Genomic DNA, 13428 nt, shown 5'->3' with positions numbered 1-13428 from the left:
TGTATCCGACTGTTTTACAAAAGATTATACAATTAAGGGACACAGCCTAGCATCTTTGTCCAAAACCGGCATATTAAAACAGCATGATTACCTATTATTCAACAAAGCCGGTTTCTGTCGCAAAAAAAGCTAGCTTTATGACATGCCGCCATGATCAGCTATAATGCACAGCAATTTTCTGATGATGATAAGTGACGCATGAATTCTCTGTTTGCCAGTACGGCGCGTGGGCTCCAAGAGCTGTTAAAAAGTGAACTGGAAGCCTTGGGAGCGCAAAGCTGCCAGGTAGTCCAGGGCGGCGTACATTACCAGGGCGACGATCGTTTGATGTACCAGAGTCTGATGTGGAGCCGCCTAGCTTCGCGTATTCTGCTGCCATTAACCGAATGCGGCGTTTACAGCGACCTAGATCTCTACCTCGGCGTGCAGGCCATTGACTGGCCGGCGATGTTTGGCAGCGATAAAACCTTCGCCGTGCACTTCAGCGGCCTGAACGACGTGATCCGCAACAGCCAGTACGGCGCGCTGAAAGTGAAAGACGCCATCGTCGACAGCTTTACGCGTAAAAATCTGCCGCGCCCGAATGTCGATCGCGAGCAGCCGGATATTCGCGTCAACGTCTGGCTGAATAAAGACACCGCCAGCATTGCGCTGGATCTCAGCGGTGAGGGCCTGCATCAGCGCGGCTATCGCCAGCAGACCGGCCAAGCACCGCTGAAAGAGAGCCTAGCAGCGGCTATCGTAGTGCGTTCCGGCTGGCAGGCGGATTCTGCAATGGTCGACCCGATGTGCGGTTCCGGCACGTTGCTGATTGAAGCGGCGATGATCGCCTGCGATCGTGCGCCGGGATTACAGCGTAAGCACTGGGGCTTTACTGGCTGGAACAACTTCAACCAGCCGCTGTGGAACGACGTGACGCGCGATGCCCAAGAGCGCGCGGCCAAAGGCGTGCAGTCCACCACTTCGCGCTTTTATGGTTACGATAACGATTCGTGCGTGATCGAACGTGCTCATGCCAACGCCCGTAATGCCGGGCTTTCGCAGCTCATCGAGTTCACCACTCAGGATATGCTGAAGCTGACCAATCCGCTGGGACAGGGCAGCACCGGCACTGTTCTGAGTAACCCGCCTTACGGTGAACGCTTGGACAGCGAACCGGCGCTCATTGCTCTGCACGGCCAGCTCGGGCACCTGATGAAGACGCACTTTGGCGGTTGGAACCTGTCGCTGTTCAGCGCCTCGCCGGAACTGCTGAGCCGCTTGCAGCTGCGTGCCGATCGCCAGTTCAAGGCGAAAAACGGTCCGCTGGACTGCGTGCAGAAAAACTACCAGCTGGCAAAGAACCCAACGGGTGCCGCGGCCGGTCAGCTGGCAGATGATTACGCCAACCGTCTGCGTAAAAACCTTAAGAAGCTCGATAAGTGGGCGCGCCAGGAAAGGATCGAGTGCTACCGCGTTTATGATGCCGATCTGCCAGACTATAATGTCGCAGTTGACCGTTACGGCAATTGGGTGGTGGTGCAGGAGTATGCGCCGCCAAAAACCATCGATCCGGGCAAAGCGCGTCAGCGTCTGTTCGATGTGATTTCTGCCACGCTCAGCGTGATGGAACTGCCGGCGAACCGGCTGGTGCTGAAAACCCGCAAGAAGCAGAAAGGGAAAAGCCAGTACCGGAAACTGGGCGAAAAGGGTGATTTTTTCGAAGTTGGCGAATTTAACGCTAAACTTTGGGTTAATCTGACGGATTATCTCGACACCGGCCTGTTCCTCGATCACCGTATTGCGCGTAAAATGCTGGGCCAGATGAGCAAGGGCAAAGACTTCCTAAACCTCTTCGCCTACACAGGCAGCGCCAGTGTGCACGCTGGTTTGGGCGGTGCGCGCAGCACCATGACCATTGATATGTCACGCACTTATCTGGAGTGGGCGGGGCGTAATATGCGCCTGAACGGGTTTTCTGGCCGTCAGCACTGCCTGATGCAGGCAGACTGCCTGAGCTGGCTGCGCGATGCGGATGAACAGTTCGACCTGATCTTTATCGACCCACCGACGTTCTCCAACTCTAAACGTATGGAAGAGAGTTTCGATGTGCAGCGCGATCACCTCGATCTAATGAAAGATCTGAAGCGTATCCTACGCAAAGGCGGCACCGTGATGTTCTCGAATAATAAGCGCGATTTCAAAATGGATCTCGCCGGACTCGAAGCACTGGGTCTTGCGGCAACCGAAATTACTGCGAAAACCCAGCCTCAGGATTTCGCCCGTAACCGTCAAATTCACAACTGTTGGCTGATTACTCAAACCGGTAAGGAATAAGTTTTTATGTCACTAATCAGTATTCATGGCGCTTACCTCTCATTCAGCGACGCGCCTTTGTTGGATAACACTGAACTGCACATCGAAGAAAACGAGCGAGTCTGTCTGGTTGGTCGTAACGGGACGGGTAAATCCGCCCTGATGAAGATCATCAACTGCGAACAGCCGCTGGATGACGGGCGTATTATCTATGAGCAGGACCTAGTGATGGCGCGCCTCCAGCAGGATCTGCCGCGCAAAGTGCCAGGTTCGGTGTATGACTTCGTCGCCGAAGGCGTGGAAGAGCAGGCAGAACATCTGAAGGCCTATTACGCGATATCGCACAAGGTGATGGAAGATCCGAGCAATAAAAATCTTAATGAGATGGCGCGCCTGCAGGGGATTCTGGATTACAAAAACCTGTGGCAGCTGGAAAGCCGTATTCACGATGTGCAGCAGCAGATCGGTCTGGACGGCGAAACGCAGCTCTCTTCACTCTCCGGCGGCTGGCTGCGTGAAGCCGCGCTCGGCCGTGCGCTGGTCAGCAACCCGAAAGTGCTGATGCTCGATGAGCCAACCAACCACCTTGATATTGAGACCATTGACTGGCTAGAAGGCTTCCTGAAAACCTTCCAGGGCAGCATTATATTTATCTCGCATGACCGCTCCTTTATCCGCAACATGGCAACGCGCATTGTCGACCTCTACCGTGGCAAGTTGGTCTCCTGGTCGGGCGACTACGACCTCTATCTCACCAGCAAAGAGGAAGCGCTACGCGTCGAAGAGATGCAGAACGCCGAATTCGACCGCAAGCTGGCGCAGGAAGAGGTGTGGATCCGTCAGGGCATCAAAGCCCGCCGAATGCGTAATAAAGGGCGCGTTCGTGCGCTAAAAGCCCTGCGCAGCGAGTGTTCAGACCGCCGTGAAGTGATGGGCAAAGCCAACATGCCGGTGGAAGAGGCTTCGCGCTCCGGCAAGATTGTCTTTAAGCTGGAAAACGTCAACTATTCCGTTGCCAGCAAACAGCTGGTGCGTGACTTCTCCCGCCAAGTTCAGCGCGGCGACAAAATCGCGCTGATCGGCTCTAACGGCTGCGGTAAAACCACGCTGCTGAAACTGATGCTCGACCAGCTGAAAGCTGACAGCGACCGCGTACATATCGGGACCAAGCTGGAAGTGGCCTACTTCGACCAGCACCGCGCCGAGCTAGACTTGGACCGCACGGTGATCGACAACCTTGTGGAAGGTAAGCAGGAAGTGATGGTTAACGGTAAGCCGCGCCACGTGCTGGGCTATCTGCAGGAGTTCCTGTTCTATCCAAAGCGTGCGATGACTCCGGTGCGCGCGCTGTCCGGCGGTGAACGTAACCGCCTGCTGCTGTCGCGCCTGTTCCTTAAGCCAAGCAACCTGCTGATCCTCGATGAACCGATCAACGACCTCGATGTGGAAACGCTTGAGCTGCTGGAAGAGCTGGTTGACGGTTATGAGAGCACGGTTCTGCTGGTCAGCCACGATCGTCAGTTTGTCGACAACACCGTGACCGAGTGCTGGATCTTTGAAGGCAACGGCGAAATCGGTGCCTTTGTGGGCGGCTACCACGATGCCCAGCTGCAGCGCAAAGCGTTTAAGCAGAATCGCGTCAGCGCCAAACCTACCAGCGCGCAGCCGCGTCAGAAAATCGCAAAAAGTGAAGCAGCGAAAAAACCTGCCGCTAAGCCGAGCTACAATTTGCAACAAGAACTGGAACAGCTGCCGAAGCAAATTGAAGCACTCGAAGCCCGCCTTGGTTGTACTAGGTTCAGGTTGCCGACGGCGACTTCTTCACTCAGCCGCGTGAGGTGACCCAGCCTGTTCTCGACGCGCTGGCTCAGGCGAAGCAGAAGCTGGAAGTGGCGTTCGAGCGCAGGGAATATCTGGAATCGTTACAAAACGGCGGAAGATACGGCCGTTTTTCCCTACCACAGAGGGTGAAGTATGTATTCGTCGCACCACGCGCATCACTGGATGCTTTGTCCGCAGTGTGACTTGATGACACAGTTGCCCGCTATCGGACCGGGCAGCAAGGCAAGCTGCCCACGTTGTCATACCACGCTTCAGTCTAACTGGGATGAGCCGCGCAAGCGGCCCACCGCCAATGCGCTGGCAGCGCTGCTGATGCTGATGCTGGCAAATTTGTTTCCCTTTATCAATATGCAGGTTGCCGGGCTGAGCAGCGAAATTACACTGCCGCAAATACCCAGCGTGATGGTTTCTGACGATTACAGCAGCCTTGCAATGCTGTTTTTGCTGTTTGTACAGGGCCTACCTGCCGTTTGTATGGTGCTAATCCTGCTACTGGTCAACTGCCTGCGGATGCCGACGCCGCTCAAACAGCTGATGGCACGCGTGCTGTTCCAATTAAAAACCTGGGGCATGGCGGAGATTTTCCTCGCCGGTGTATTGGTCAGTTTCGTCAAGTTGATGGCCTATGGCGATATCGGCATAGGCACCAGCTTTGTGCCGTGGTGCCTGTTCTGCCTGCTGCAGATGCGCGCTTTCCAGTATACCGAACGCCGCACGCTGTGGGCGCGCGTAGCTCCGCTACCTGGACTGCCAGCTAAGCCGCTGGCGGGGATCAGCGGCCTGCGTCAGGGGCTGCGCTCCTGCCGCTGCTGTACCGCCGTGCTGAGCAGCGATACGCTGATCTGCCCACGCTGCGGCAGTAAGGGGCACGCCCGCCGCAAGGACAGCCTGCAGTGGACGCTGGCACTGCTATTCACTTCCATGCTGCTTTATATTCCCGCCAACCTGATCCCGATTATGGTTACCGAGGCGTTCGGCAGCAAAATGACCTCAACGATTATGGCCGGGGTTGTGCTGTTGTGGAGTGATGGCTCTTGGCCGATTGCGTTGGTGATTTTTATTGCCAGTATTATGGTGCCTTCGCTGAAGATGATCGCTATCGGCTGGCTGTGCTGGGATGCCAACGGGCGCGGCAGCAACCGGCAGGACAGTAAAAGAATGCACAAGATTTATGAAGTGGTGGAGTTTGTCGGGCGCTGGTCAATGGTTGATGTATTTGTTATCGCAGTGCTGTCAGCGCTGGTGCGCATGGGAAGGTTGATGAGTATCTACCCCGCGATTGGCGCACTGCTGTTCGCGGTGGTGGTGATGCTGACGATGTTTGCCGCCCTGACGTTTGATCCCCGTCTCACTTGGGATCGGGTAAGAGAAAAGAGTACTGAGGAGCCTGCAAGTGACGGACAATAATTACAATACCGCCAAGGTGGAACAGATTAAGCGCTGGTCACCGGTGTGGATCATCCCCATTGTTACTGTGCTGATCGGGGCGTGGATCCTGTTTTATCACTTTAGTCATCAGGGACCGGAGGTGACGCTGATCACTACCAATGCCGAGGGGATTGAGGGCGGTAAAACCACCATCAAAAGTCGCAGCGTTAACGTCGGGATCGTCGAAAGCGCTGTGCTGACCGACGATCTGCACCACGTTGAGATCAAAGCACGCCTTAATTCCGGCATGGAAAAATTGCTGCGCGAAGACAGCGCATTTTGGGTGGTGAAGCCAGCCATTGGCCGTGAAGGGGTGACAGGATTAGGTACGCTGCTGTCCGGAGCCTATATTGAGCTGCAACCCGGTTTAAAAGGTGAAAGAACCGAACAGTATAAGCTGCTGGATGCACCGCCGCTGGCTCCGCTGGATGCTAAAGGCATTCGTATTACGCTCGACAGCGAAAAAGCCGGGCAGCTTAATGCGGGCGATCCGGTCCTGTTCCGTGGCTACCAGGTTGGCACGGTGGAAACCAGCGCCTTTGATGCGGATAAGCGCATGATGACCTATCAGCTGTTCATCTCCGCGCCTTATGATCGTCTGGTAACCAGCAATGTGCGCTTCTGGAAAGACAGTGGAATTGCGGTGGACATGTCGGCTTCCGGCATGCGCGTTGAAATGGGCTCGCTGACCACGCTGTTTAGCGGCGGCGTCAGCTTTGACGTCCCGGACGGCTGGGAGCTGGGTAAACCGGCCGAGAATAAGACTGAGTATCGCCTGTTCAACGACCAGCGCAGCATTCAGGATTCCCTGTATACTGCGCACAAAAACTTCCTGTTGTTCTTCAGCGATTCCATCCGCGGTCTGCAGCCGGGCGCACCCGTCGAGTTCCACGGCATTCGCCTCGGTACCGTGGCAGAAGTGCCGTTTACTATGCCTGGCATTGCACAGCGTCTGAACGATGATTATCGCATTCCGGTGCTGATCCACATTGAACCGGATCGCTTCCAGAAGCAGCTTGGTAACGATTTCAACTTTGAGCAGCATCTGAAAGATGGCATTGGGCGTGGTCTGCGTGCTTCCCTGAAATCAGCTAACCTGTTAACCGGCTCGCTGTATATCGATCTCGATTTCTACAGCAACGCTAGACCTTATGCCGGACCGAAGAGTTTCGCTGATTATGAGCTAATCCCAACGGTGAGCGGTGGCCTGACGCAGATCCAGCAGAGGCTGATGGAGTCACTGGATAAGATCAATAATCTACCGCTAAACCCGATGCTGAATGAAGCGATCGGCACGCTGAAAGAGCTGCAGAAAACTCTGGGTAATCTGAACAAGATTACCGACAGCCAGTCAATGCAGAAGCTGCCGGCGGACATGCAGAAAACTCTGCGTGAGCTGAATCGCAGTATGAAAGGCTTCCAGCCGGGTTCACCAGCCTATAGCAAGATGGTGGGCGATATGCAGCGTCTCGACCAGGTGCTGCGCGAGCTGCAGCCGGTATTGAAAACCTTGAATAGCAAGAGTAATGCACTGTTCTTTGAAGCAAAACCTGGCCAAGACCCACAGCCGAAGAGGGCGAAATAATGATGAAATGGATCCCTGTAGCCCTAGTGCTGGTGCTGAGCGCCTGTAGCGGCACGCCGCAAACCGTCTACTACCAGCTGGCCGCCGCGGGCAGCTCCGTGGCGGCCAGCAGTCAGAATGTGTTCCGCCCGGTGTGGGTGGAGCATGTTTCCGTGCCCGATTATCTGGCGGGCAACGGCGTGGTATATCAAAGCAACGATGTGCAGTTCGTGATTGCCGCCAACAATCAGTGGGCCAGTCCGCTAGATCAGCAGCTGCAGCAAACGCTGGTGAGTAACCTGAGTGCTGCCCTGCCTGGCGTGCTGGTGTCATCCACGCTGATGGGTGAGCAGCATGATACGCTGAATGTTAGCGTGATGGGTTTCCATGGCCGCTATGATGGGCACGTGGTGGTGAGCGGCGCTTGGACGCTGGAGCATGACGGCAAACTGACCCGGCAGCCTTTTGCATTCGACCTCGCGCAAAACGAAGATGGTTACGATGCGTTAGTAATAACATTAGCTAAAGGATGGCAGCAGGTGGTGGGGCAGGTGGCTAATGCAGTAATACACCAACATTAAGCAAAAATTTACTAACGGCCTAAACCTTTGATTATTGCAGATTTAGAATTTTGCACAATCAAAGGTTTTTTTATTGTTAATCAAAAGGCTGGAGGCGCTTGGGGCGGCAGATTACCGCAGTCAGCATGCACGGTCTGATTCAACATTATGACACTGGCGTGAAATTTGCGCGTTGATCTTTGTGTAAAGTCGCGGTAGAACTTATGTGTGGCTGCACAAAGTGTGACCACTGTTTTCTTTCCACCAGAATCCATCAAACTAGAATGAGGGAAACGCGGCATGAAGAGACAGAAACGAGATCGTCTTGAACGAGCAGAATCACGAGGTTACCATGCAGGCATTAAAGGACGCTCTAAAGAGATGTGTCCGTATCAGATGCTGGATGCTCGAGCTCACTGGCTGGGAGGCTGGCGACAAGCTATGGAGGACAGGACGGTTACTGCGTAACGCCTGTTATCGATAGGGAAAAGACCTCCGCTCCAGCGGAGGTCTTCGTTTTAACCGTCATAACCAAACGAATTATTCGGTTAAAAATATGTTAGAAAGCAGTGGTGTCTTTAAACAGGCCCACTTTCAGGTCGGTAGCGGTATAAATAACGTGACCATCGACCAATACTTCACCATCAGCCACGCCCATCACCAGCTTACGGTTAATAACGCGCTTGAAATGAATACGGTAGGAAACTTTCTTCGCGGTCGGGAGCACCTGACCGGTGAATTTCACTTCGCCTACACCCAGCGCGCGCCCCTTACCTTCAGCGCCTAACCAGCCGAGGTAGAAGCCAACCAGCTGCCACATAGCATCAAGGCCGAGGCAGCCAGGCATGACCGGGTCGCCGATAAAATGGCAGTCGAAGAACCACAGGTCTGGATTGATATTCAGTTCAGCCTCAACGAAACCTTTACCGTAGTTACCGCCGTCTTCACTCGTCCTAACGACGCGGTCTATCATCAGCATGTTGCCAGAAGGCAATGGCGGGCCTTCTGCGCCAAACAGTTCACCGCGACCGGAGGCAATCAGATCTTCTTTTGTATAGGAATCACGTTTATCTACCATATTCTCAATAAGCCTTATTTTAGTGAATCACGGAGTCTAGCTTACACGTGTACTCCGAAAAAGTCCGATCAGCTACGGTTAAACAAATTTAGCCAGCGCAGCGGCCATGGACGATGGCGCAGATCCTGCTGGTTAAATTGTGCAATACGTTCCTGAATGGTGCCAAGCAGGCATGGGCCTTGCTCTTTATCCCATTCAACGCCGGTGAGTAACGACAGCGCTTCTTTCACGCTGGAGACTGCCCACAGGTGGAATTTTCCGTCACGCACGGCATCGACTACTTCCTGCTGTAATGACAGATGACGCACGTTAGCTGCCGGGATAATCACCCCTTGGGTGCCGCTCAGCGTGCGCTGGTTACAGATGTCGAAGAAGCCCTCAATTTTTTCGTTCAGTCCACCCACCGGCTGCATGCGACCAAACTGATCGACAGATCCGGTCACCGCCAGCTGCTGGTTAATCGGCTGAGAAGCTAGGGAGCTAATCAAAACGCACAGCTCAGCCAGCGAGGCGCTGTCGCCATCGACTTCAGAGTAAGACTGCTCGAACACCAGCGAGGCGGAGAAGGGCAGCTGCTGTTCCAGCTTCAGCTCAGCAATTAGCCAAGCCTGCATGATCATCATGCCTTTGGCATGAATATTACCGCCCAGCTCGGCTTTGCGCTCAACGTCATTGAACTCACCGTCACCAATGTGCACCACGCAGCTGATACGCGATGGCTCACCAAAGGCGCGTGGATGACCCGGGAATTCAATCACCGACAGGGCATTAATCTGACCGATCATTTCGCCTTCGGTCTCGATCAGGATCTGATCGAGCAGGATTTCATCGCGAATACGTTCAGCTAGGAAGCCTTCACGCCATTCGCGCGTGCTGAGCGCATCCTGCATGTTTTCGGCGCTGACGCTGAGGTTTTTACTGTACTGAACGGCATCCTGCAGCTGACGGCTCAGCCACATTGGGTCAAGGGGCAGCTTATCCTGATCGCCCGTGTAGCGTGCCGCTTCACGGATCAGCACCGGCCAGAAATCAGCCGCTGGCGTTTCGTAACCTAGGTTCTGAGCAATATTCTTCACCCACTGGATCCAATGGCTGAAGTCTTCATCATCAACCAGCTGGATATTGTCTTCAAACTCGCTGTAGAGCGATAGGGAAGCTAGGTCGGGTTCCATCTCTTGGAAATCAGCCAGCGCATCACGCTCACCAATCAGTACCAGACGGAACTGCATTGGCATAGCAGGGATATCGAGCGGCAGAGGGCGGGTTTCATCCTGGGAGTACCAATCAAAGCGCTGATTCACCATAATTTGCTTTAGGCGCAGCCACATCAGCGGCTGCGCCAGCAAGGTCCGCAAGGAGAGGATAAGTACGCCACCGTTGGCAAGATGTACTAGGCCAGGGGTCAAAGTTATGGCAGATTGATGCAGGCGCATACAGCCAAAAAGCTGTTCCATTTCAATCCACCCAGCCTGATGGACGCCGCCCACGCTGGCGAAGTTATCCTCGGTCCTTTCAGCCGGGCACCAGCTGACGGATTGCCCACTCAGCGTATAGTGGCCGCCGTAGAGGGTAGACTCATCGCTATCATCAGCCGCCATTGAGGTGAGGATATCCTGCAACAGCGTGAGATATTCCGCGCTTTCAGGACTTTTAACCAGCATCAGCGGCACTTTTGCCGGGGTTTGCAGCAATAAGCTTAGGCCATTAAACAGGCGAGCCTGTACGGTGGCAAAGCACTCTGCATCGGCAGCAACTGCCTGCGAGAGGAGATGCTGGAAGCGTTCGGTATCGGGCTGTAGGGCGCGCCACTCTAATCGATTATTGGTCAAAGTTATCGTATATTTCTGAAATGAATAAAAGCGGCATTATACAAGATTTCAGTCTGTTAACCACCGTAGACATGCGCTTGAAACTAGGGCGATCTCACATTCCCCCTGCTGGTCCTATTTTCTTTACAGCCTGATTAAAAAAAGCTGTTATTCTTACCCCGTTATGTGGTCAGCATGAGATTCCGATGAAATATCAACAACTGGAAAATTTGGAAAGCAGTTGGAAGTGGAAGTATCTGGTCAAAAAATACCGCGAGGGTGAATTGATCACGCGCTATATCGAATTAAGCGCAGTACAGGCAGCCGTGGATGAACTGCTGGTCATGGAAAACCGGCCGGTTGAAGTATTGCAGTGGATTAACCTGCACATTAATCAGGCGCTTGAAAACCGCATGAAACAGACGATTCGCGCGCGACGCAAACGTCATTTCAACGCCGAGCACCAACACACGCGTAAAAAATCTATCGATCTGGAGTATCTGGTGTGGCAGCGCCTAGCGAGTTTAGCACAGTGCCGTAACAGCACACTCTCGGAAACGATCGTGCAGCTGATTGAAGATGCGGAAAGGAAAGAGCACTACGCCAGCCAGATGTCGTCGCTCAAGCAGGATCTGAAAGCCATTCTGGGCAAGCCTGAATAAGCGCTATCCTGTTAGCGCTACAGGAAAAGCTACCGGCAATAAAAAACCCCGGCTAGGCGGGGTTTTTTTATGACTGATGGACTCTAAGCCTGTGGCTGAGTCACAACGTCTTTGATGCCTTTAACTTCGATTTCTACGCGACGGTCTGGCGCTAGGCAGTCAATCAGGGCATTACGGCCTTTCACGCTGTCACAGGTGCTGCCGATGATAGGGTTAGATTTACCCTTGCCACGTGCATAGATCTTGCTAGCAGGGATGCCTTTAGAAACGAGGTGGTCAACTACAGACTGTGCACGTTTCTCAGACAGCTTCTGGTTGTACTGCTCTGAACCGATACGGTCAGTATAGCCCAGAACAACAACAGAGCCATCTTTAGGATCCAGATTGCTCAGCTGAGTGTACAGCTGATCCAGAGCCTGCTGGCCTTCTGGCTTCAGGGTGTTTTTGTTGAAGTTGAACAGCACGTCAGACTTCAGAGTGAAATGCTTTGTTTCAACAACTGGTGCTGGAGCAACAACTGGAGCAGCTGCTTCATCCTGACCGAACCGGTATGAAACGCCAACGCTCAGCATGGAGTTATCAGAACGCGCACCAACGGTACCTGCGTCACCGATGTTGTTAACCCACTGGTAGTCCAGACGGGTTGCCCAGTTTTTGGTCACTGCGTATTCAACACCAACCGCTGCCAGTGGAGAAACACCGGTGTCGTGGTCGCTGATGCGATCGCCGCCAACAACCTGCTGAGTGGAGTCAACACGCCATACGATGCCACCCAGACGGGTGTACACGTCTAGATCGTCCATTACTGGGTAGCTTAATTTAGCTGCCAGCTGAACGCCTTGTGCTTTGAATGCGCCGTTAACCTGGTAGCCTTTGTTAGGCATACGGCCTAACCAGTCATAACCCAGCTCGAAGCCTAAGTATGGGTTCGCCTGATAACCCAAGAATGCACCAGCACCAAGCTGGCTTTCATGAGATGGGCCGTCGTTATCTTGGTAACTGTTACCGTAGTAACCTTTGTCGTGGTACTGAGACCAGCCCAGTTTAGCACCGGTGTACCAGGTGTCATCTTCAGGGGCGGCCTGCGCTACGGTAGCGAAGCCAGCCAGTGCCACTGCAATTGCGATAGCTGTCTTTTTCATTTTTGCGCCTCGTTATCATCCAAATAGGCTATGAGCTTTAAGTTAGCTCTTTGGTTTAATCCTTCGCCGGGTTATGTAGCTCGATTATGACTCTTCCAAAAAAGGAGGTTATTGAGCAACCTAGCAAGCTAAAGTCTACAACGTACCAGCAAACTTACAAGTAAGATGTGCCGGTGCTCGGCAAAAAAAAAGTTTCATACACATTTTTTAACATTTAAGGGTGAATTCTTTGCTGAAAAAATGGTCTGCGAACGCAGCTAAACCATTGTCTAGCCGCGTCATATCATAATCAGAGGGTTAAAGCGGGGCAGGTAAAGAAAAAAACCGAGAAAAATCTCAATTTTACTTAATGATACAAACTAGAGTGAATTTTTATTCCATTTAACGGCCTAGATGGAAGGTTAAGGGAACTCTTCCGGGCCTTCTGGGCGCATAATCAGTCCGAGAGCCTGTCCAGAATTCGCTGCTCGTTGCAAACGTATACGATCCGTTTCTGATACTTCCTCCTCCAACCAACCCAAAACCACGCTGTAATTTCCCGTGCTCAACGCTTTGATCATCGCTTCAACGGTGGTGATGGTGGTGGAGTGAGGGGACTGCATCATTTTATCCAAAGGTAACCCAGAGCGCTGAAGCCAGTCGCGACTCAGTTTTTGCTGCGGAGTGAGCCACAGCTGCCAGCGCGACTGCGTACCTAACTGTTGCAGCAACGGCAGCAGCAGTAGCTGAGTCATACCAAGTTGATTCTCACTGTAAGTCAGTTCGCTGATCAGACCATTACCGCAGGCAGATGCGGATGAAGGAAAGTGCAGGGCACGAGTAACAGATTGAGATTTCAGAGAATGAGTGCGCATGGTGTCTTTGCTCACAGGTAGCTGTATGGATATACAGTATATCTACGGTGAGCAAAGATCAACCTTAATCTTGCTTGTCGGACAGCGCTGGGTATCACCGTACCCACGATCCATTCGAGCTGGGGGAAAGGACGCTCGCTCTGTCTGACAAGGCGATTTCGAAGCCCGAAAAATGACGAGTTATGGTCATTTGTG

Annotated in this window: 9 protein-coding genes and 2 pseudogenes; 7 read left to right on the top strand and 4 right to left on the bottom strand. The window is 53.2% G+C overall.

The window, feature by feature from the left end; genetic code table 11:
* Positions 1-198 precede the first annotated feature (198 nt).
* The 6 genes and pseudogenes from rlmKL (at position 199) to rmf (ending at position 8157) form a co-directional block, all read left to right on the top strand.
* A complete protein-coding gene (gene rlmKL, locus BBW68_RS03860) occupies positions 199-2316 on the top strand; it encodes a bifunctional 23S rRNA (guanine(2069)-N(7))-methyltransferase RlmK/23S rRNA (guanine(2445)-N(2))-methyltransferase RlmL (RefSeq protein WP_070134076.1) in 2118 nt (705 codons plus the stop codon).
* A 6-nt stretch (positions 2317-2322) separates the two neighbouring features.
* Positions 2323-4232: pseudogene (locus BBW68_RS03855) on the top strand (ABC transporter ATP-binding protein); the annotation flags it as partial.
* Positions 4233-4269: 37 nt separating this feature from the next.
* Positions 4270-5544: a membrane integrity-associated transporter subunit PqiA gene (pqiA, locus tag BBW68_RS03850; RefSeq protein ID WP_070134075.1), complete on the top strand. Its 1275-nt coding sequence runs from the start codon at positions 4270-4272 to the stop codon at positions 5542-5544.
* On the top strand, positions 5531-7150 hold the full coding sequence (gene pqiB / locus BBW68_RS03845; protein WP_070134074.1) for an intermembrane transport protein PqiB: 1620 nt from the start codon (positions 5531-5533) through the stop codon (positions 7148-7150). The genes pqiA and pqiB overlap by 14 nt, the downstream gene beginning before the upstream one ends.
* Positions 7150-7710, top strand: a complete 561-nt coding sequence (gene pqiC, locus BBW68_RS03840; protein WP_070134073.1) for a membrane integrity-associated transporter subunit PqiC — start codon at positions 7150-7152, stop codon at positions 7708-7710. Before pqiB ends, pqiC begins: the two co-directional genes overlap by 1 nt.
* Positions 7711-7989: 279 nt before the next feature.
* Entirely contained in the window at positions 7990-8157 is a 168-nt protein-coding gene (rmf, locus tag BBW68_RS15670; RefSeq protein WP_083264791.1) for a ribosome modulation factor, read from the top strand.
* A 91-nt stretch (positions 8158-8248) separates the two neighbouring features.
* Here rmf and fabA read toward each other — a convergent pair whose 3' ends face one another.
* Both fabA and BBW68_RS03830 read right to left on the bottom strand, forming a co-directional pair.
* On the bottom strand, positions 8249-8767 hold the full coding sequence (gene fabA, locus BBW68_RS03835) for a bifunctional 3-hydroxydecanoyl-ACP dehydratase/trans-2-decenoyl-ACP isomerase (RefSeq protein ID WP_070134072.1): 519 nt from the start codon (positions 8765-8767) through the stop codon (positions 8249-8251).
* A 68-nt stretch (positions 8768-8835) separates the two neighbouring features.
* Positions 8836-10596, bottom strand: a complete 1761-nt coding sequence (locus tag BBW68_RS03830; RefSeq protein WP_070134071.1) for an AAA family ATPase — start codon at positions 10594-10596, stop codon at positions 8836-8838.
* 185 nt (positions 10597-10781) lie between these two features.
* Here BBW68_RS03830 and matP point away from each other — a divergent pair, with 185 nt between their 5' ends.
* Entirely contained in the window at positions 10782-11237 is a 456-nt protein-coding gene (gene matP / locus BBW68_RS03825) for a macrodomain Ter protein MatP (RefSeq protein ID WP_070134070.1), read from the top strand.
* Positions 11238-11320: 83 nt separating this feature from the next.
* Here matP and ompA read toward each other — a convergent pair whose 3' ends face one another.
* On the bottom strand, positions 11321-12379 hold the full coding sequence (gene ompA / locus BBW68_RS03820) for a porin OmpA (protein ID WP_070134069.1): 1059 nt from the start codon (positions 12377-12379) through the stop codon (positions 11321-11323).
* A 346-nt stretch (positions 12380-12725) separates the two neighbouring features.
* Positions 12726-13233 (bottom strand): annotated as a pseudogene (gene sulA / locus BBW68_RS03815) (SOS-induced cell division inhibitor SulA).
* Between the last annotated feature and the right edge of the window lie 195 nt (positions 13234-13428).

The sequence above is a fragment of the Candidatus Erwinia dacicola genome, assembly GCF_001756855.1.
Taxonomy (GTDB): Bacteria; Pseudomonadota; Gammaproteobacteria; order Enterobacterales; family Enterobacteriaceae; genus Erwinia; species Erwinia dacicola.
This window is presented reverse-complemented; position numbering and strand designations above follow the sequence as displayed.

Bases quoted from the DNA above. Each gene is read 5' to 3' on its own strand.
- rmf (WP_083264791.1), top strand. From the start codon at position 7,990: ATGAAGAGACAGAAACGAGATCGTCTTGAACGAGCAGAATCACGAGGT.
- fabA (WP_070134072.1), bottom strand. From the start codon at position 8,767: ATGGTAGATAAACGTGATTCCTATACAAAAGAAGATCTGATTGCCTCC.
- pqiC (WP_070134073.1), top strand. From the start codon at position 7,150: ATGATGAAATGGATCCCTGTAGCCCTAGTGCTGGTGCTGAGCGCCTGT.
- matP (WP_070134070.1), top strand. From the start codon at position 10,782: ATGAAATATCAACAACTGGAAAATTTGGAAAGCAGTTGGAAGTGGAAG.
- ompA (WP_070134069.1), bottom strand. From the start codon at position 12,379: ATGAAAAAGACAGCTATCGCAATTGCAGTGGCACTGGCTGGCTTCGCT.
- pqiA (WP_070134075.1), top strand. From the start codon at position 4,270: ATGTATTCGTCGCACCACGCGCATCACTGGATGCTTTGTCCGCAGTGT.
- rlmKL (WP_070134076.1), top strand. From the start codon at position 199: ATGAATTCTCTGTTTGCCAGTACGGCGCGTGGGCTCCAAGAGCTGTTA.